The sequence below is a fragment of the Actinomadura sp. NAK00032 genome, assembly GCF_013364275.1.
Taxonomy (GTDB): Bacteria; Actinomycetota; Actinomycetes; order Streptosporangiales; family Streptosporangiaceae; genus Spirillospora.
Genome location: NZ_CP054932.1, coordinates 6,618,659 through 6,636,885, shown reverse-complemented (window position 1 = coordinate 6,636,885; position 18,227 = coordinate 6,618,659). Strand labels below are relative to the sequence as shown.

Annotated in this window: 13 protein-coding genes; 9 read left to right on the top strand and 4 right to left on the bottom strand. The window is 75.6% G+C overall.

The features are described 5' to 3' along the window. Nucleotides 1-45: 45 nt before the first annotated feature. Genes HUT06_RS30305 through HUT06_RS30280 form a run of 6 tightly spaced genes read left to right on the top strand, consistent with a single transcriptional unit; the run spans nucleotide 46 to nucleotide 6,454 of the window. Nucleotides 46-1,005, top strand: coding sequence for an ABC transporter permease (locus HUT06_RS30305; RefSeq protein WP_176198823.1), 960 nt, complete (start codon nucleotides 46-48; stop codon nucleotides 1,003-1,005). Continuing rightward, nucleotides 1,002-2,963 carry a dipeptide/oligopeptide/nickel ABC transporter permease/ATP-binding protein gene (locus HUT06_RS30300; protein ID WP_176198822.1) on the top strand — a complete coding sequence of 654 codons (1,962 nt, stop codon included), beginning with the start codon at nucleotides 1,002-1,004 and terminating at the stop codon, nucleotides 2,961-2,963. Before HUT06_RS30305 ends, HUT06_RS30300 begins: the two co-directional genes overlap by 4 nt. Next, entirely contained in the window at nucleotides 2,960-3,976 is a 1,017-nt protein-coding gene (locus HUT06_RS30295; RefSeq protein WP_176198821.1) for an ABC transporter ATP-binding protein, read from the top strand. The genes HUT06_RS30300 and HUT06_RS30295 overlap by 4 nt, the downstream gene beginning before the upstream one ends. Further along, on the top strand, nucleotides 3,973-4,911 hold the full coding sequence (locus tag HUT06_RS30290) for a dihydrodipicolinate synthase family protein (protein WP_176198820.1): 939 nt from the start codon (nucleotides 3,973-3,975) through the stop codon (nucleotides 4,909-4,911). Before HUT06_RS30295 ends, HUT06_RS30290 begins: the two co-directional genes overlap by 4 nt. Continuing rightward, the gene (locus HUT06_RS30285) at nucleotides 4,908-5,768 is read left to right on the top strand and encodes an ROK family protein (RefSeq protein WP_176198819.1); all 861 of its coding nucleotides are present in this window, start codon (nucleotides 4,908-4,910) and stop codon (nucleotides 5,766-5,768) included. The genes HUT06_RS30290 and HUT06_RS30285 overlap by 4 nt, the downstream gene beginning before the upstream one ends. Then, nucleotides 5,765-6,454, top strand: coding sequence for a putative N-acetylmannosamine-6-phosphate 2-epimerase (locus tag HUT06_RS30280; protein ID WP_176198818.1), 690 nt, complete (start codon nucleotides 5,765-5,767; stop codon nucleotides 6,452-6,454). Before HUT06_RS30285 ends, HUT06_RS30280 begins: the two co-directional genes overlap by 4 nt. Here HUT06_RS30280 and HUT06_RS30275 read toward each other — a convergent pair. Next, nucleotides 6,412-7,407: an alpha/beta hydrolase gene (locus HUT06_RS30275; protein ID WP_176198817.1), complete on the bottom strand. Its 996-nt coding sequence runs from the start codon at nucleotides 7,405-7,407 to the stop codon at nucleotides 6,412-6,414. The genes HUT06_RS30280 and HUT06_RS30275 overlap by 43 nt on opposite strands. A 207-nt stretch (nucleotides 7,408-7,614) precedes the next feature. Here HUT06_RS30275 and HUT06_RS30270 point away from each other — a divergent pair, with 207 nt between their 5' ends. Continuing rightward, complete coding sequence (locus tag HUT06_RS30270; RefSeq protein WP_176198816.1) at nucleotides 7,615-7,815, top strand: hypothetical protein; 201 nt, start codon at nucleotides 7,615-7,617, stop codon at nucleotides 7,813-7,815. Between the two features lie 137 nt (nucleotides 7,816-7,952). Here HUT06_RS30270 and HUT06_RS30265 read toward each other — a convergent pair whose 3' ends face one another. The 3 genes from HUT06_RS30265 to HUT06_RS30255 form a co-directional block, all read right to left on the bottom strand. Further along, nucleotides 7,953-10,193 (bottom strand): SulP family inorganic anion transporter, encoded by a 2,241-nt coding sequence (locus HUT06_RS30265; RefSeq protein ID WP_176198815.1) that lies wholly within the window; start codon nucleotides 10,191-10,193, stop codon nucleotides 7,953-7,955. A 303-nt stretch (nucleotides 10,194-10,496) separates the two neighbouring features. Beyond that, entirely contained in the window at nucleotides 10,497-12,284 is a 1,788-nt protein-coding gene (locus HUT06_RS30260) for a hypothetical protein (RefSeq protein ID WP_176198814.1), read from the bottom strand. Between the two features lie 268 nt (nucleotides 12,285-12,552). Beyond that, nucleotides 12,553-13,137: a YbhB/YbcL family Raf kinase inhibitor-like protein gene (locus HUT06_RS30255; RefSeq protein WP_254715466.1), complete on the bottom strand. Its 585-nt coding sequence runs from the start codon at nucleotides 13,135-13,137 to the stop codon at nucleotides 12,553-12,555. Between the two features lie 391 nt (nucleotides 13,138-13,528). Here HUT06_RS30255 and HUT06_RS30250 point away from each other — a divergent pair, with 391 nt between their 5' ends. Beyond that, nucleotides 13,529-14,932: an NAD(P)/FAD-dependent oxidoreductase gene (locus HUT06_RS30250; RefSeq protein ID WP_176198813.1), complete on the top strand. Its 1,404-nt coding sequence runs from the start codon at nucleotides 13,529-13,531 to the stop codon at nucleotides 14,930-14,932. Between the two features lie 74 nt (nucleotides 14,933-15,006). After that, nucleotides 15,007-18,192, top strand: a complete 3,186-nt coding sequence (locus tag HUT06_RS30245; protein WP_176198812.1) for a BTAD domain-containing putative transcriptional regulator — start codon at nucleotides 15,007-15,009, stop codon at nucleotides 18,190-18,192. Nucleotides 18,193-18,227 lie beyond the last annotated feature (35 nt).

The following is an 18,227-nucleotide window of genomic DNA, read 5'->3' as shown; positions in this document are numbered from 1 at the left end:
CACCGCGCCTGCCCTCCACTCTGCCGGACAGAACGGACGCCGCCCATGGCAACGATCCTGCGCATGACGGCGGGACGGCTGCTGACCCTCATCCCGATGGTGCTGGGGATCACGCTGTTCGTCTTCGTCGTGCTGCGCTTCTCACCGAACGACCCCGCCTACAACGCGCTCGGCGAGGGGGCCACGCCGGAGGCGCGGCACGCGTACGCGGTGGAGCACGGGCTCACCGACCCGCTGCCCGTCCGCTATGTCCGGTTCATCGGCGATCTGGTGCGCGGTGACCTCGGCGTCACCGCGCCGCCGAGCCGGTCCGTGACGGACGCGATCGGCACGGCGTTCCCGCTGACGCTGCAGCTCACCGTCCTCGCGGTGGTGCTCGGCGCGCTGTTCGCGGTGCTCCTCGGCGTCACCGCGGCGCTGTTCCGGGACCGCTGGCCGGACCAGGCCATCCGGGTGCTGTCGATGGCCGGCGTCGCGATGCCGTCGTTCTGGCTCGGCATCCTGCTGATCCAGTGGTTCGCGCTGCGGCTCGGCTGGTTCCCGACGGGCGGGTACGTCAACCCGGCCGACTCGGTGGGCGGCTGGCTGCGCAGCCTCGCCCTGCCCGCGATCGCGATCGCGTTCCCGGTGGGGTCGCTGCTCGCCCGGGTGGTGCGCACCGCGATGGTCGAGGAGCTCGACCGCGACTACGTGCGCACCGCCGTCGGCGGCGGCCTGCCGCGCGTGGTCGTGGTCGGGCGCAACGTCCTGCGCAACGCGCTGATCACCCCGCTGACCGTGCTCGGCCTGCAGATCGGCTACCTGCTGAGCGGCGCCGTCGTGGTCGAGGCGATCTTCGGGCTGCCCGGCCTCGGCACGCTGATCATGCAGGGCGTCACCGCCGGCGACCCCGCCCTCGTGCAGGGCGTCGTGCTCGGCATCGCACTGACGTTCCTGGTGGTCAACCTGCTGGTGGACGTCCTGTACCTGTTCGCGAACCCGCGGCTGAGGGGAGCCACCCGATGAGCGCGACGCTGCTCCGGAGACCGCTCGGGGCGCTGCGGCGGCTGCGGCCCGCGTCCCGGATCGCGCTGGGCGTGCTGCTGGTGATCGTCGCGGCCGGGCTCGCCGCGCCGCTGATCGCCCAGCACGACCCGCTGACCACCGGCATCGCGAGCCAGGCACCGTCCGGCGAGCACTGGTTCGGCACCGACCGGGTCGGCCGGGACGTGTTCTCCCGCGTCCTGTACGGGGCCCGCTGGTCCCTGGCGATCGGCCTCGGCGCGACGCTGCTCGCCCTGGCCGCCGGCGCGCTGCTCGGCTCCCTGGCCGCCACCACCCACCGCGTCGTCGACGAGATCATCATGCGCTGCCTGGACGTCGTCATGGCGTTCCCGGCGGTCGCGCTCGCCGCCGTGCTCGTCACCGTGTTCGGCAAGAGCCTGCCCGTGCTGATCTTCACGATCGCGTTCCTGTACGTCCCGCAGATCGCGCGGGTGGTGCGGGCCAACGTGCTCGCGCAGTACGGCGAGGACTACGTCGCCGCCGAGCGGGTCATCGGCGCCGGACGCGCGCACATCCTGCGCCGCCACGTCGTGGTCAACTGCGCGGCGCCGATCCTGGTGTTCTGCACGATCGTCGTCGCCAACGCCATCGTGTTCGAGGCGAGCCTGTCGTTCATCGGCGCCGGCGTGCAGGACCCCGACCCGTCGTGGGGCAGCGTCATCGCCTACGGCAAGTCGCTCGTCCTGGCGGGCGGCTGGTGGGCCACGTTCTTCCCCGGCCTGTTCATCCTGGTCACGGTGCTGGTGCTGAACGTCCTGTCCGAGGGCGTGTCGGACGCGTGGGCCGCGCCCACCGCCCGCACCGCCACCGAGCCCGACGAGGTACCTGAAGCGGACGCGGTGCCCGCCGAGCGGCCGGCGATCACGGCCGAGCCGCGCGGCGCCGCGGACCTGCGCGAGGCGGGCCGCCGCCTCGCCGGCCGGGCCCGTCCCCTCCCCGAGGGCGAGCCGCTGCTGCGCGTCGAGGACCTCACCATCGGGTTCCCCGACCGCTACGGCGACCTCGACGTCGTCGACGGGGTGTCGCTGGACGTCCGCCCCGGCGAGGTCGTCGGGCTGGTCGGCGAGAGCGGCTGCGGCAAGAGCCTCACCAGCCTCGCGATCATGGGCCTGGAGCCGCGCGGCGCGCGGATCGGCGGCCGGCTGCTGTTCGACGGCCGCGACCTGCGCGCCCTGCCCGCCCGCGAGCGGCGCCGGCTGCTCGGCCACGACATGGCGATGATCTACCAGGACGCGCTGTCGTCGCTGAACCCGGCGATGACGATCCGCGCCCAGCTCCGCCAGCTCACCCGGCGCGGCGGCACCCGCACCCCCGCCGAGCTGCTCGACCTCGTCGGCCTCGACCCGGACCGGACGCTGCGCGCCTACCCGCACGAGCTGTCCGGCGGCCAGCGGCAGCGGGTGCTGATCGCGATGGCGCTGTCGCGGGACCCGCGGCTCGTCGTCGCCGACGAGCCGACCACCGCCCTCGACGTCACCGTCCAGGCCGCGGTCATGCGGCTGCTGCTGCGGCTGCGCGAGGAGCTCGGCTTCGCGCTGATCCTCGTCTCGCACGACCTGGCGCTCGTCGCCGACGTCACCGACCGGGTCGTGGTCATGTACGGCGGGCAGGTCGCCGAGACCGGCGCCACGCCCGACCTGGTCGCCGCGTCCCGGCACCACTACGCGCGCGGGCTGCTCGGCGCCGTCCTGTCGCTGGAGGCCGCCGAGGGGCGCCCCGTGCAGATCCCCGGCGTGGTGCCGGCGCCGGCGCACTTCCCGGCGGGCTGCCGGTTCGCCGACCGCTGCGCCGCCGCGACCGACCTGTGCGCGACGGTCCGGCCGGCACCCTCCGGCGATCCGCACCGGCACGCCTACGCGTGCCACCACCCGATCGGCGCGCCCGCCGATGTCCCGGCCAAGGCGGGAGAGCCGCGATGAACACCCCGGTCATGGAGCTGCGCGACGTCCACGTCCGGCTGCCCGTCCGCGGCGGCAACCCGTTGCGGCGCGCCGCCGTGCACGCGCTGACCGGCGCCGACCTCGCGATCGGGCGCGGCGAGACGGTCGGGATCGTCGGCGAGTCCGGCTGCGGCAAGTCCACGCTCGCGAAGGTGCTCGTCGGGCTGACCCGCCCCACGGCCGGCACCGTGCTGTTCGAGGGCGGCGACCTCGGCGCGCTGCCCCGCCGCGAGCGCGCCGCCCGGATCGGCGCGTCCGTCGGCATGGTCTTCCAGGACCCCTCGACCGCGCTCAACCGGCGCCTGCCCGTCCGGACGATCCTGCGCGACCCTCTCGACGTGCACCGGCGCGGCACCCCCGCCGAGCGGGACGCGCGCGTCCGCGAGCTGATGTCGCTGGTCGGGCTGCCGCCGCAGCTCGCCGGCGCGCTGCCCGGCCAGCTGTCGGGCGGGCAGCGGCAGCGCGTCGCGATCGCCCGCGCGCTCGCGCTGGAACCGGCGCTGCTCGTCGCGGACGAGCCGACCTCCGCCCTCGACGTGTCCGTCCGGGCGCAGATCCTCAACCTGATGCTCGACCTGAAGGACCGGCTCGGGCTGTCGATGGTGTTCGTCTCGCACGACATCCAGACGGTCCGGCGCATGTCCGACCGCGTCGTCACCATGTACCTCGGCCGGATCGTCGAGGAGGCCCCCGCCGCCGTCGTCGCGGCCGCCGAGACCCGCCACCCGTACACGCGGGCGCTGCTGTCGGCGACGCCGAGCCTGCTCGACCCGATGGAGCCGATCCGGCTGGACGGGCCCGTCCCGTCCGCCGTGCACCCGCCGAGCGGCTGCCCGTTCCGCACCCGCTGCTGGCGCGCGACCGCCGAGTGCGGGGAGGCCATGCCCGCCGTCACGCCCGGCCCCGAAACCGGGCACCGGTACCGGTGCCTGCACCCGGTCACCGGCCCGTCCGACCTCGCCCTGTCCACCGTTTCCCAGGAGATTCCGTGACCCCCGCTCCCACCGGCCCCCTCACCGGGGTCGTCCCGCCCGTCTGCACCCCGCTGACCCCCGACCTGGAGGTGGACGTCCCGTCGCTGGAGCGGCTCGTCGACCACCTCGTCGGCGCCGGCGTCGACGGGCTCTTCGTGCTCGGCTCCACCAGCGAGGTCGCGTTCCTGCCGGACGCGCACCGGCGCACCGTCCTGGAGACGGTCGTCAAGCACGTCGCCGGCCGGGTGCCCGTCCTCGGCGGCGCCATCGACATGACCACGCTGCGGGTGATCGAGCACGCCCGGACCGCGGCGGAGGTCGGCTGCGACGGGGTGGTCGCCACCGCCCCCTTCTACACGCGCACCCACCCCGCCGAGATCGAGCGGCACCTGCGCGACACCGCCGCCGCCGTCCCGGTGCCCGTCTACGCCTACGACCTGCCGGTCTCGGTGCACACCAAGCTGGACGGCGGCATGCTGCTGCGCCTCGCGTCCGAGGGCGTCCTCGCCGGCGTGAAGGACTCCAGCGGCGACGACGGCGCCATGCGCACCCTGATGCTCGCCCTCCGCGACGCCGGCGCGGACCGCTTCAGCGTCCTGACCGGCGCCGAACTGACCGTGGACGCGGCCTTCGCGATGGGCGTGCACGGCGTCGTACCGGGCCTCGGCAACGTCGACCCGGCGGGCTACGTCCGGCTCCGCCGGCACTGCCTGGACGGCCGCTGGGACGAGGCCCGCACCGAGCAGGAGCGCCTGCTGCGCCTGTTCGACATCGTCAACGCGGGCGCCCCCGCCCGCATGGGCCGCGGCTCGTCCGCCCTCGGCTCCTTCAAGGCGGCCCTGCACCTGCTGGGCATCATCGACCATCCCGTCACGGCCCCACCCCAGATCCCCCTGAACGAACCGGAGACCGCCCACATCCGCACTCGCCTCGCCACCGCCGGCCTCCTATGACCACCCCCCACACGCCCCCGGCGGCGGGGGAGGTGTTCGCGGCGGTCGACATCGGGGGGACGAAGATCGCTGCGGCCCTCGTGGACGCCGGGGGAACGGTCCAATGGCGGGGGCGGGTGGCGACGCCTCGGACGGGCGGGGAGGACGTTCTCGCGGCGGTGGTGCGGCTGCTGGACGAGGTCGGCGATGCTCCCGTGCGGGCGCTCGGTGTCGGGGCGCCCGGCGTCATCGACCCCGGGACCGGGCGGGTCGCGTCCGCCACCGAGGTCCTGCCCGGCTGGGCGGGGACGCCCGTGCGGGACGCGCTGGCCGAGCGGACGGGGCTGCCCGTCGCCGTGGTGAACGACGTCCGCGCCATGGCCTACGGCGAGGCGCGGGCCGGAGCCGGGGCCGGGTACCACCGCGTGCTGCACGTGTCCGTGGGGACGGGGGTCGGCGGCGCGCTGACCACCGGCGGGCGGCTGGAGCACGGCGCGCACGGCACCGCCGGGGAGATGGCGCACCTGCTCGTCCCCGAGCGGGGGCCGGTGCCGTGCGGGTGCGGGCGGCGCGACCACCTGGAGGCGGTCGTGTCCGGTCCGGCCATCGCGGCCGCCGGGGACGTCCCGCACGCCGGGGCCGTGCTGGGCCGCGCCCTGGCGGGCCTCCTCGCCGTCCTCGACCCGGACGCCGTGGTGGTCGGCGGCGGCGTCGCGCAGAGCGGCGCCCCGTTCCTGGACGCGGTGGCCGCCGCGTTCCGGGCGGAGGCGCTGCCGCCGCTGCGCGCGACGCCGATCGTCCCCGCCCGCCTCGGTACCGACGCGCCGCTCGTCGGCGCCGCACTGCTCGCCATGTCCGCGCAAGGGAGCCGCCGATGACCCCCGAGTCCTTCACCGCCGCCGTCGCCGGACGGCTGATCGTGTCGTGCCAGGCGGGGGAGGGGCATCCGCTGCGCGACACCGGCGCCGTCGTCCGGATGGCCCGTGCCGCCGCCGGCGGGGGCGCCGCCGCGATCCGCTGCGGCGGGGTCGGCGGCGTCCCCGATGTCGCCGCCGTCGCCGCCGCCGTGGACGTCCCCGTCATCGGCCTCACCAAGGACGGGGCGGACGGGGTGTTCATCACCCCGACGGTCGCGGCGGCCCGCGCGGTCGCGGCGGCCGGCGCGCAGGTCGTCGCCGCCGACGCCACGTTCCGGCCGCGCCCGGACGGACGTCCGCTCGCCGCGTCGATCGGGGCCGTCCACGAGGCGGGCGCGCTGTTCATGGCGGACGTGTCGTCCCTGGACGAGGGCGTCGCCGCCGCCGAGGCCGGTGCCGACGCCATCGCGACCACCCTCGCCGGCTACACCGACCCCGGGCCGCCTCCGGAAGGCCCGGACGTGGACCTCGTCCGCGCGCTGCGCGAGGCCCTGCCGGAGGCGCTGATCGTCGCCGAGGGCCGCTACCACTCGCCGGCCGCGGCGGCGTCCGCGATCGGGGCGGGCGCCACCTGCGTCGTCGTCGGCACCGCGATCACCGACCCTCAGTGGATCACCGCGCGGTTCGCCGCCGCCGTGTCGCCCTGACCCGTCGTGAGCAGCCCGCGCAGGTCGGCGGCGGCCTGCCGGGCGGCCCGCTCCGCGGTCGCGGAGACGCCGCCGAGTCCGAAGAACCCGTGGTTGAGCGTCGGCCACTCGCGGTGGACGACCGGCACGCCCGCCTCCCGCAGGGCCGCCGCGTAGGCGTCGCCCTCGTCCCGCAGCACGTCGTACCCCGCCGTGTGGACGGCGGCCGGCGCGACGCCCGCGAGGTCGGCCGCGCGCAGCGGCGACACCCGCCAGTCCTCCCCGCCGCCGGACGGGGCGTAGAGCTCGGCGAACCAGCGCATGCCCGCCAGCGTGAGCCCGTACCCCTCCGCCCGCTCGGCCCGGGACGCGTAGCGGGCGTTCACAGCGGCGTCGGCGTACCCGCCGAGGACGTCGGTGACCGGGACGATCAGCAGCTGCGCGGCGAGCGGCACCCCTTGGTCGCGGCAGGCGATCGCGACGGACGCGGCGAGCTGGCCGCCGGCGCTGTCGCCCGCGACGGCCGTCCGCCCGGGGGCCGCCGCGGCGACGTGCAGGGTCGCGGCCAGGCAGTCGTCGAAGGCCGCCGGGTACGGATGCTCGGGCGCCAGCCGGTAGTCGACGCCGACGACGGTCGAGCCGGTCTCGACGGCGAGCCGCCGCATGTGCTGCAGGTGCGTGTCGACGTCGCCGGCGATCCAGCCGCCGCCGTGGAAGAACAGCACGGTCGCGTCGGTGAAGCGGGTCGCGGGCTCGATCACTCGGACGGGCACGGGCCCTGCGGCCGTCTCCAGCACCGTGTCGCGCTCCGCCGCCGGGACCGGCGGGTCCGCGAGCAGCCCGCGCGACCGCTCGTTCACGGCCCGCGCGTGGATCCGGGCGCCCGCGACGGACGCGTCGGCGGCCGTCGGATCTTGGGCGCGCCGCCGGAGCCACTCGGCGATGTCAGGGTCGAAGCCGGTTCCGTCGGACATGCGCCACCTTTCCCCGTCAATTGGACATCGGACATCCTATGTCCAGCGGGACGGGGCGGGCGAGCGTGCTGCGCCTAGAGACTCCCGGGAATCGGGTCACCGGACACAGAAAGGATGAAACGCGGCGCATACCTTCCAAGTAGAGCCGATCGCCGTGGACGGCGACGGCGGCGGGGCCGGTGCTGGGCCCCGTGGAGAGGAGCGCTGATGATCGCCATCGTGTTCGTGGCCCTCGCGTTCGCCGGGCTGCTCGGGGGCCTTGTGTACCTGTGGGACTTCTCCCGCGCCAGCCGGCGCGACGCGCTGTTCCTGCCGGCCTCCGACGGCCGCGCGCGCCGCGCGCGCCGGGTGGCCGGAATGTACGTCCGAGACTACGCGCGCCCCGACGACGAGCTCGTCGGGCGCTGATCGAAGACCGCCGGGCCGGCGCGTGCCGGGCCCGGCGGTCCGGCCACGGGCCCGCCCGTCGGGGTGGCGGAGCCGGTGGGCGGTGTGCGGGCCGTCCGGACGGGGGCGGCCCGCACACCATGAGCCGTCACCCCGCGTCAGGTCAGGGTCCGCGAGCCCGGCGTCTCCGGGACCGCGTCCGGGACGCGGGCGAACGTGCCGGCGGCGCGGTCGAGGATCTCGACGTTCGCCGACGACAGGTCCAGGTACAGCCCGACCAGCTCGATCTCGCCGGCCTCGACCCGCTCCCGGAGCGCCGGGTAGGTCAGCAGGTTGTCGAGCTGCTGCATCACGTTGATCTTGCAGAGCCGGGTGAGCGGGGGCTCGTCCCAGCCGTCGGGGTCGGTGGACAGGAAGCGGGCCAGGCTGTGGTTGCCGTGCCGCAGCCAGCGCGACAGCCCGGTCAGGTGCTCCACCTCGGTGCCGCCGGCGAGCAGCGCGGCCATCGCGCCGCAGTTGGAGTGCCCGCAGATCGTGATCGTCCGGATGTCGAGGACGCTGGTGGCGTACTCGACGGTGGCCGACACCGAGTCGTCGGGCGTCTGGGTCCCGTACCGGGGCACCAGGGCGCCGACGTTGCGGTTGATGAACAGGTCGCCGGGGCCGCTCGCGGTGATGATGTTCGGCACGACGCGCGAGTCCACGCAGGTGATGAAGAGGTGCTGCGGTTTCTGCTTCATCGCCAGCTCGGACATGATCGGCCGGACGAGCGGTGCGGTGCTGTCGTGGTAGTCGCGGATGCCGTTCAGCAGCACGGTCGCGGGGGACGTCTCCGGCGCGTCGAGCTCGGCCTCGGAGCGGCGCCGCCGGTTCGCCCAGGGCGCCCACCAGCGGGCCGGCGGGGCTGCCTTACGCGGCTGAGTCATATCACCTGTCACCGCTCTTTCATACCAAGCCTCGTGAACCTCGTCGATGTCGACCCTGCCCCCTTGGCGTTCGTGCGCGAGCCGCCACTGGTGGATCGCGTCGAACGCGGCGTGGTCCATGAAGTCGACGTTGAGGTCCAGGTCGACGCTGGAACCGGCCGGGATCTCCCGCAGCGCCCGCGTCACCCGTGGGACGCCGAGGAAGGTGAACGTCCCCTCGACGACGACGTGCCGCCGGGGCGGGACGGGCCCGTCGCCGGGCACGGGCACGAGCTCCTCCGTCCGGACCGACAGCCGCGTCAGCCGGCGCAGCGCCATCACCGCGATGATCCCGACGCCGACCAGGACGCCCTGGCCGAGCCCCAGCAGCACGACGCCGGCGAGGGTGCCGAAGTAGGCGGGCGCCTCCCGGTGGTGCCGCAGGTCGCGGACGCGGTCGAGGTCGGTCAGCCGGATCCCGAGCATGATCAGCAGCGCGGCGAGCGCGGCCAGCGGGACCAGTTCGATGAGCGGCGCGCAGCACAGCACGAGGACGAGCACCCACACGCCGTGCAGCACGGGCGACAGCCGGGTGCGGCCGCCGGCCTCCATGTTGGCCGTGCTGCGGACGATCACTCCGGCCACCGGGAGCCCGCCGAGCAGCCCGGACACGGCGTTCGCGGCGCCCTGGGCGCGCAGCTCCCGGTCGAGGTCGGAGGGCGGGACCCCCTCCGGCCGGACGCGGTCGACCGCCACGGTGCACAGCAGGGACGCGACGCCCGCGACGAGCGCGACGGACACGACGGCCCCGGCGATCCCGAGTGGCGTGCCGTGCGGCATCACGGGGGCGCTCCACCCGCCGAACGGCGAGTCGGGCAGGTCGACGCGCGGCACCGGCAGCCCGAGGCCCCAGGCGGCGGTGGTGGCGAGGGCGACGGCCGGCAGCGGGGCGGGGACCAGCCGCAGCGGCCCCACCCGCGGCAGCCGCCCCCACAGGACCAGGACCAGCACGGTCAGCCCGGCCACCAGCGCCGGGGGCAGGTCCGGCCGCATCAGCTGGTCGGGCAGCTCCCGCAGGTTGGCGACCGCGGACTGCTGCGGCCCGCCGCCGAGCACGACGTGCACCTGGCCGAGGACGATGACGACGCCGACCCCGGCGAGCATCCCGTGCACGACGGCGGGGGAGACGGCGAGCGCGGCCCGCGCGAGCCGCCCCGCGCCGAGGACGAGCTGCAGCAGCCCGCCCAGCATGGTGATCGTGCAGGTGGCGCGCCAGCCGTAGGTCTGCACGAGCTCGGCCACCAGCACGGTGAGGCCGGCGGCCGGGCCGCTCACCTGGAGCGGCGAGCCGCCGAGCAGCCCGGCGACGATCCCGCCGACCGCCGCGGTGAGCAGCCCGGTCGCGACCGGCGCGCCGGACGCCACCGCGATGCCCAGCGACAGCGGGACCGCGACGAGGAAGACGACGAATGAGGCGAGCAGATCCCGCCGCATAACGGACACGTTGCGTGTCTTTGAAGTCACACGCTGTATATAAGCATGATTAGCGGGCCTACACGCGGACACAACACCCGCGCCGCGCCCCGGATTCAAGATCCCGCCACCAGCGCCGCCAGCCCGCCGGCCGCACACCCGCACCCATGCGCCGACATGCCCGACACCTGGCCGTGAATAGCCGGTGGTGCGGGTGGGGCGGGACGCGCTGAGGGCCGCCGGAAAGTCCGGCGGCCCTCAGTGTGGTCGGTGCGTGTGGTCAGTGCGTGTGGTCGGTGCGCGTGTGGTCGGTGCGCGCTGCCCTCAGCGGCGGTAGTTCTCCCAGTCGTCGACGGGCTGGCGGTTGCCGTACGGGGGGCCGTCGTTCTGCTGGCCGCCCTGGTAGCCGCCCTGCTGCTGCTGCGAGTTGCCGTAGTAGCCGGAGCCGTACGCCTGGGTGGCGTTCGGGTCGGCGTAGCCGCCCTGGCCGCCCTGGTCGTGCGGTGCGGCCAGCGGGTCGCCGTTGTAGCTGCTGCCGCTGAAGTCGCCGTAGACGCCGCCCGAGGAGCCGCCGGAGCCCAGTGGGTCGTCGTAGCGGTTCTCGCCGTAGGCGGGGGCCGTCGGGTAGCCGTCGCTCTGCTGGCCCTGGCCGTAGCCGCCGGGCGCCGCGGACAGGCCCGGGTCGTAGCCGCCGGTGCTCTGGCCGCCGGACGGCCACGGGCCGGTGTTCCCCGTGTTCGCGGGGGGCTGGTTCGCCCCGAAGGAGCCGGTGCCGAGCGGGTCGCCGAGCGGGTCGTTCAGCGAGCCGCCGCCGTAGGAGCCGCCCGGGTCGGACGCGGACGGCGGGCCCGCCGTCCGCTGGCGGTCGGTCTGGATGCGCTGGAGCAGCTCGTCCACCGTCGGGAGCTTGTGCCCGTCGGTGTCGGAGCCGCCGTGCGCGGCCGGAGCCGGAGCCGGGGCGGGCGCCGGAGCCGGCGGGGCCGCCGGGAGCGGGGGCGGCGGGGCCGCGGGCTCCTCGGGGCGGCCGAGCGGCAGCCCGAGCGGGTCGGACACGCGCGGGTCGCCGCCGCGCGGAGCGCCGGGGCCGAGCGGCATGTCGTAGTCGGGCCGGGCGGCGGGCGGCGGGCCGGCGGCCGGGCGCCCGCCGAGCGGGTCGGAGCCGTAGTCGCCGTAGGACGGCTCGCGGGAGCCGTACTGGGGCTGCTCGGGGACGCCGTACTGCTCCTGGCCGCCGTAGGACGGCTCACCGCCGCCGTAAGAGGGCTCGCCGCCGCCGTAAGAGGGCTCGCCGCCGTAGGAGGGCTCGCCGGGGCCGTAGTCGGCGGCGGCGCCGTAGGCGGGCTGCGGTTCCTGGCCGCCGTACACCGGCTGGTCGGGCATGCCCGGGCCGCCGTAGGGCGGCTGCTGCGGGGCGCCGGGGCCGGCGAGGTCGGCGGGGAGCGGGTCGAGCGCCGTCGCGCCGGGGTCGCTGCCGAACTGCGCGCCGGCCGGGAACCCGCCGGGGGCCTGCTGCGGGCCGGTGCCCGGCCCGCCGGGGTGGCCGAGGCCGTTGAGGATGGTGCCGTCGGCGCCCATCGAGACGGGCTGGGTGAGCTGGGGCTGCTCGGCGGGGGGCTGCTCGGGCGGGGGGGCCTGCGCGTTCAGCGGGTCGGCGGCGGGGTCGTGCTCGGGGTGCTCGCCCTGCTGGTCGCGGTCGTGCTGCCAGGGGAACTTGGGCTTGTCGAAGGTGATCGTCGCCCAGTAGTCGTCGTCCTCCATCTCGTCCGACGCCGAGCCGCTCGGGGCGGGGGGCGGCGGGGACGGGGCGGCGGTGGGCGCGGCGAGCGGCCCGCCGGCGACGCGGCGGTCCGGACCGGGCTCGGGCGCGCGGTCGTAGCCGCCGTCGTAGCCCTCGTCGTAGCCGTCGTTGTAGCCGGGGCCGTAGTCGTCCTGGCCGCCCTGCTGCTCGTGCGGCGGCGGGACTCCGCGGCGGCCGCGCGGCTGCTGCGGCTCGTCGTCCATCCAGTCGTCGTCGTCGCGTCCGGCCCTGCTGGCCCGCAGGCCCAAGGCCACGAGGACGACCACCAGGACCACGACCACAATGAGGCCGAAGACCACGATGTAAGAAGTCATGCCACCACCCAATGCCTTGGCCCAGCGGGAGTCGCCGGCGCGGACCGCGGGTCCGTCCCGATTGTCGCAAGCGTCCGGATCGTCACGGGCGGCCGCCGACGCGGCTCAGTCCGATTCTGTCCGACCGCTATGACCGTTGTCACACCCTTCGCGCACATTTACCCTCACACGGCGTGCGCCGATCGGCCAACTCCGCCGATCCGCGCACCCCTGTCGGCTCCGGCCCCCCGAGGGGTCCGCGTTGACCCTGTGCTCGCAGGCTCCACGGTCAACGCGCCTGCTCGCCGCCGAAGTTCCCGATGATCCGCCCGCGGCCGATGGTGTGCTCGGCGATGGCGGGGAGCGAGTCCTTCAGTGCGGCGCCGTTCTGGAACGGTGCCGGATCGTCCAGCGCGTAGATGGTGAACCGGTACCGATGCTCTTCTCCCTTGGGCGGGCAGGGTGGCGCGTAGCCCGCCTTCTTGTCCGTGGTCAACCCTTCGACGGTCCTGTCCAGCTGGGCGCCCTCGACGATCTCGTTCACCGTCCCGTCGATGCCCGCGATGACCCAGTGGACGTAGGCGCCGCCGGAGGCGTCCGGGTCGTCCGCCACGATCGCGAACGACTTGGTTCCGGGCGGGCCCGACCACCGGAGCGGCGGGGTCTTGCCCTGTCCGCCAGGGTACGTCTTGCAGCCGTACCGCGGGGGCAAGTCGCCGCCATCGTGGAAGGCCGGGCTGGTCACGGTGAACCACTCCGACAGTTCGGCGCTCTTGTTCTGCGGCTGGCCGATCAGGCCGCAGCCGCCCAGGACCGCGGTGAGGGCGAGGGCGCCCGCCGCGGCCGCCGTCGGACGCCGGTGTCTGCTCATCATCGATACGCTCCCGGGCGAGATCGTACGCCGCGCACCGCCGGGCCGCCGTCGTGTCGGTCCCGCATCTCGGCCGTGCGCGTTCCCGCCGCCGGCGCCCCCTTCCTCGTCCGCCCCAACCTTAGGGCTTCCGCCGGGGTGGAGCGGGCGGTTCGGCGCGCCGTTCGCCGGGCCCTCCGGCCGGTGGCCGGGTGACGTCGATCATGCGTGTTCTGTCCCGCTCCATCCGGTTATTTGCGAAGGAGTGGCGGGTTTCACACCCGAGTTAGGCCCTTGGTTTACCGGAACGGGAAGTTCTGGGGTTCTTTCCTGGTTCTGGATTGGTGCAAGGCACGTTCCATCGGCTAGCTTGTGAATGTCTTCACAAGCCGACCGTGATCATAGGAGGGCCGCAATGGCCAGGACCGCCGAGGAGACCTCTGGCGCTCCCCACATCCTCATCGTGGGTGGCGGCTATGTGGGCATGTACACCGCGCTGCGTCTGCAGAAGAAGCTCAAGCGAGAGCTGAGACGCGGCGAGGTCAAGGTCACCGTCGTTGACCCGAACTCGTACATGACGTACCAGCCGTTCCTCCCCGAGGCCGCCGCCGGGAACATCTCCCCGCGGCACGTCGTCGTCCCGCTGCGCCGGGTGCTGCCCAAGTGCACCGTCCGCAAAGCGCGTGTCACCGAGCTGAACCACGACGAGGGCTGGGCGATCGTCCAGCCGCTGGCCGGGCCGCCGGAGCGGATCTCCTACGACTACCTGGTCATGGCCGCGGGCGCGGTGCCGCGGCTGCTGCCCATCCCCGGGCTCGCCGAGCACGGCATCAGCCTCAAGACCGTCGGCGAGGCCATCCACCTGCGCAACCACGTGCTGGAGCAGCTGGAGATCGCCGAGTCCACCGACGACGTCGAGCTGCGCCGCAAGGCGCTGACCTTCGTGTTCGTCGGCGGCGGGTTCGCCGGCGTCGAGGCCGTCGCCGAGCTGGAGGACATGACCCGCGACGCGACCAAGTACATGCGCAAGGTCACCCCGCAGGACCTGCGCTTCATGCTGGTCGAGGCGACCGACCGCATCCTGCCCGAGGTCGGCCCCGACATGGGCAAGTGGACCGCCGAGCAGCTGCGCGGCCGCGGCATCGCGGTGAAGATGAAGACCTACCTGCAGTCCGCGGTCGACGGCCAGATCGAGCTGTCGGACGGCAGCAGCTTCCCGGCCGGGACGCTGGTGTGGAACGCGGGCGTCAAGCCGTCGCCGGTCGTCCGGCACGGCGACCTGCCGCTGGACGAGCGGGGCCGCGTCAAGGGCACCGAGTACCTCACCATCGAGGGCCTGGTGCGGGCGTTCACCGCCGGCGACAACGCCGCCATCCCGGACCTGACGCAGGAGGGCATGTTCTGCCCGCCGAACGCGCAGCACGCCGTCCGGCAGGCCAAGCTGCTCGGCGACAACATCGTCCGGTCGCTGCGCGGCAAGACCCTGAAGCCCTACGTGCACGGCAACCTCGGCGCCGTCGCGGGCCTCGGCCTCCACAAGGGCGTCGCCAACCCGATGGGCTTCAAGCTCAAGGGCTGGCCGGCGTGGTTCTTCCACCGCAGCTACCACGGCGCGATGGTGCCGACCTTCAACCGCAAGATCCGCGTCATCGCGGACTGGACGCTCGCGCTGTTCCTCAAGCGCGAGACCGTCTCCCTCGCCACCATCGAGCAGCCGCGCGCCGACTTCGAGCTCGCGGCCCTCGACGAGGCCAGGGCGAAGGCCCGGGCCGCCGAGGGCAAGGCGGCCGAGAACGAGGCCGCCGAGTCCGCGGCCTGAGCCGCGCCCCCCGACGCCCCGGCAGGTCCCCGCGACCGGCCGGGGCGTCGCGCGTCCTGGGGGAGAATCGCTCCGTGCGAATCGGGATCCTGGGGCCGCTGCAGGTGCTCGCGGACGGCGGCGCGCCGGTGCCGGTCGGGGGCGCCCGGCTGCGCGCGCTGCTGACGCTGCTCGCGACCGAGCCCGGCGCGGCCGTCCCCACCGAGCGGATCATCGACGCGCTCTGGGAGGACGCGGTCCCGGCCGGCGCGCCGAACGCGCTGCAGTCCCTGGTGTCGCGGCTGCGCGCCGCGATCGGGCGGGACGCGGTCGAGTCGCCGCCCGGCGCGTACCGGCTCGCCGTGCCGCCCGAGTCCGTCGACGCGCACGAGTTCGAGGCGCGGGTGCGCGCCGCCCGCCGCGCCGCCGATCCGGCCGGCCGGTCGGCCGGGCTCCGCGCGGCGCTGGCCCTGTGGCGGGGGCCCGCGCTCGCGGGCGCCGCCGGGCTCCGGTTCGCGGACGCGCCCACGGCCCGCCTGGACGCGCTGCGCCGCGCCGCGCTGGAGGAGCGGCTGGACGCCGACCTCGCCCTCGGCCGCCACGCCGAGGCGATCCCCGAGCTGCAGGCGCTGGCGGCGGACGACCCGCTCCGCGAGCCGGTGACCGCCCTGCTGATGCGCGCCCTCTACGCCGCCGGGCGCCAGGCCGACGCGCTCGCCCGCTACCAGGAGGCCAGGCGCGCCCTGGGGGAGGGGCTCGGCGTCGACCCGTCCCCCGAGCTGGAGGCCGTCCACCTGGCGGTGCTCCGGCAGGACCCGTCCCTGCTTCCGGAGACCGCCCCGGCGCCGCCGCCCGTGCCCGCCGCGCGCGAGGGAGGGCTGCCCGCCCGGCTGACGAGCTTCATCGGCCGCACCGCCGACCTCGGACGGGTGGACGGTCTGCTGGCGCGGGCGCGGCTCGTCACGCTGACCGGGCCCGGCGGGTCCGGCAAGACCCGCCTCGCGCTGGAGGCCGCCGAGCGGGTCGCGGACCGCGCGCCCGACGGCGTCCGGCTCATCTCGCTGGCCCCGGTGACCGACCCGGCCGAGGTCCCGGCCGCCGCCGCCACCGCGCTCGGGCTCCGCGAGATGGCGCCGATCGGCGCGCCCGCGCCGGCCCCGGACCCGGTCGGCCGGCTCGTCTGCGCGCTGTCGGCGCGGCGGCTCCTGCTGGTCCTGGACAACTGCGAGCACGTCCTGGACGCCGCCGCGCGGCTCGCCGGGACCGTCCTGGAGCACTGCCCCGGCGTGCGGATCCTCGCGACGAGCCGGGAACCGCTCGGCATCACCGGCGAGACGCTCTGGCCGGTCGAGCCGCTGGAGGCGCCGCCGCCGGACGCGGGCCCCGACGAGGCCGCCGGGTCCGCGGCCGTCCGGCTGTTCGCCGACCGCGCCGCGGCCGTCTCGCCCGGCTTCGCGGTCACCGCCGCCACCGCCGGGCCGGTCGTGCGGATCTGCCGGGCCCTGGACGGGATGCCGCTGGCGATCGAGCTGGCCGCCGCGCGGCTGCGCGCGATGACGCCCGGGCAGGTCGCCGACCGGCTGGACGACCGGTTCCGGCTGCTCGCCGCGGGCAGCCGCACCGCCATGCCGCGGCACCGGACGCTGCGCGGCGTCGTCGAGTGGAGCTGGGACCTGCTGGACGGGCCCGAGCGGACGCTGTGGCGCCGCCTCGCCGTCTTCCCCGGCGGCGCGACCGTGGCGAGCGCGGAGGCGGTGTGCGCGGGGCCCGGCCTCGACCGCGGCGACGTCCTGGACGTCCTCACCGCGCTGGTCGACAAGTCGCTGCTGGCCGTCGCCGGGCCCGAGCCCCGGTACCGGATGCTGGAGACGATCCGCGCCTACAGCCTCGAACGCCTCGCCGAGTCCGGCGAGGAGGCCGCGGTCCGGCGCGCGCACGCCGAGTACTTCACCGGGCTCGCCGAGGAGGCCGAGCCGCACCTGTACCGCGCCGGCCAGCTGCCGTGGCTGCGGCGCCTCACCGCCGAGTCCGGCAACACCTCCGCCGCGCTGCGCTGGACGATCTCCGCCGGGGACGCGCCGCTCGCCCTGCGGCTCTGCGCGGCGCTCGGCTGGTACTGGTTCCTGCACGGCCGGCTCGCCGACGCCGCCGCCGAGCTGGAGGAGATCCTGGCCCTGCCGGGCGTCCCGGAGGACCGGACGACCGCGCGTGCGCTCGCGCTCGGCGCCCTGGCGTCGCTGGACGAGCAGCGCGGCGGCGACCGCGTCCCGGGCTGGCTCGCCCGCGCCCGGCGCATCTGCGGCGGGCTCGACCGCGCGTCCCTGCACCCCGTGCTGCGGCTGATGCTGGAGACGGGCCAGCTGTACGTGGTCGGCTGGGACGACGTGCCGAGCCTGGGCAACGACGTCCTGCTGACCGATCCCGACCCGTGGGTGCGGGGCATCGGCCACTTCGTGCGCGGCCAGATCGCGCACAACTTCGGCCGGGTCGGCGGGATCGAGGACGACTTCGCCAAGGCGCTCGCCGCGTTCCGCGAGTGCGGCGACCGGTGGGGCCTGTCGTTCACGCTCACGGCGCAGGCGGAGATCCTCGGCCGCGGCGGCGACCACTCCGGCGCCGCCGCGCTGTACGAGGAGGCGCTGCGGCTGGACGCGGAGCTGGGCGGCGGCACCGCCGGGCTGCAGCACGTCCGCATCAAGCTGGCGAACGAGCTCGACCTGATGGGGGAGCGGGACCGGGCCGTCGCCCTGCTCCACGCCGCGATGCGCGATCCGGGCGCCGTGCGCGGGCTGGAGGAGACGGCCGCGCTCCACTACCGGCTCGGGGAGATCGCCCGCCGCTCCGGCGACACGGCCGAGGCCCTGCGCCGCCTGGAGCATGCCGACGCCCTCACCGAGGATCTGCCTGGCGCGCCGCACTTCCGTGCCATGGTCCTCTGCGCGCGCGCCCAGCTGGACATGGCCCTCGACTCCATGGACGAGGGCACCGCGCGCCTGGACGAAGCGCTGCGCAACGCCGTCCAGGCGCAGGACTACCCGATCGTGTCGCACGTCCTGGCGGGCCAGGCCGAACGGGCCCGCCTCCTCGGCGACCCCGTTCGCGCCGCCGAGCTGCTCGGCACCGCCGACGCCCTGCGCGGGACGCGGGACCTCTCTCTCGCCGACGCCCTCGACATCGAGGCGGCCACCCGCGCCGACCTCGGCGGGGAGGCGTTCACCGCCGCCTACGACCGCGGCCGGACCCGCACGTTCCAGGACGTCCTCCGCGACTTCGCCCTGTAGCGGCCCGCCGGCGCGGTTCCGGGGCGCCCCGGCCG

Coding starts and splice junctions, on each gene's coding strand:
- HUT06_RS30305 (WP_176198823.1), top strand. CDS start 46: ATGGCAACGATCCTGCGCATGACGGCGGGACGGCTGCTGACCCTCATC.
- HUT06_RS30300 (WP_176198822.1), top strand. CDS start 1,002: ATGAGCGCGACGCTGCTCCGGAGACCGCTCGGGGCGCTGCGGCGGCTG.
- HUT06_RS30295 (WP_176198821.1), top strand. CDS start 2,960: ATGAACACCCCGGTCATGGAGCTGCGCGACGTCCACGTCCGGCTGCCC.
- HUT06_RS30285 (WP_176198819.1), top strand. CDS start 4,908: ATGACCACCCCCCACACGCCCCCGGCGGCGGGGGAGGTGTTCGCGGCG.
- HUT06_RS30280 (WP_176198818.1), top strand. CDS start 5,765: ATGACCCCCGAGTCCTTCACCGCCGCCGTCGCCGGACGGCTGATCGTG.
- HUT06_RS30275 (WP_176198817.1), bottom strand. CDS start 7,407: ATGTCCGACGGAACCGGCTTCGACCCTGACATCGCCGAGTGGCTCCGG.
- HUT06_RS30270 (WP_176198816.1), top strand. CDS start 7,615: ATGATCGCCATCGTGTTCGTGGCCCTCGCGTTCGCCGGGCTGCTCGGG.
- HUT06_RS30265 (WP_176198815.1), bottom strand. CDS start 10,193: ATGCGGCGGGATCTGCTCGCCTCATTCGTCGTCTTCCTCGTCGCGGTC.
- HUT06_RS30260 (WP_176198814.1), bottom strand. CDS start 12,284: ATGACTTCTTACATCGTGGTCTTCGGCCTCATTGTGGTCGTGGTCCTG.
- HUT06_RS30255 (WP_254715466.1), bottom strand. CDS start 13,137: ATGATGAGCAGACACCGGCGTCCGACGGCGGCCGCGGCGGGCGCCCTC.
- HUT06_RS30250 (WP_176198813.1), top strand. CDS start 13,529: ATGGCCAGGACCGCCGAGGAGACCTCTGGCGCTCCCCACATCCTCATC.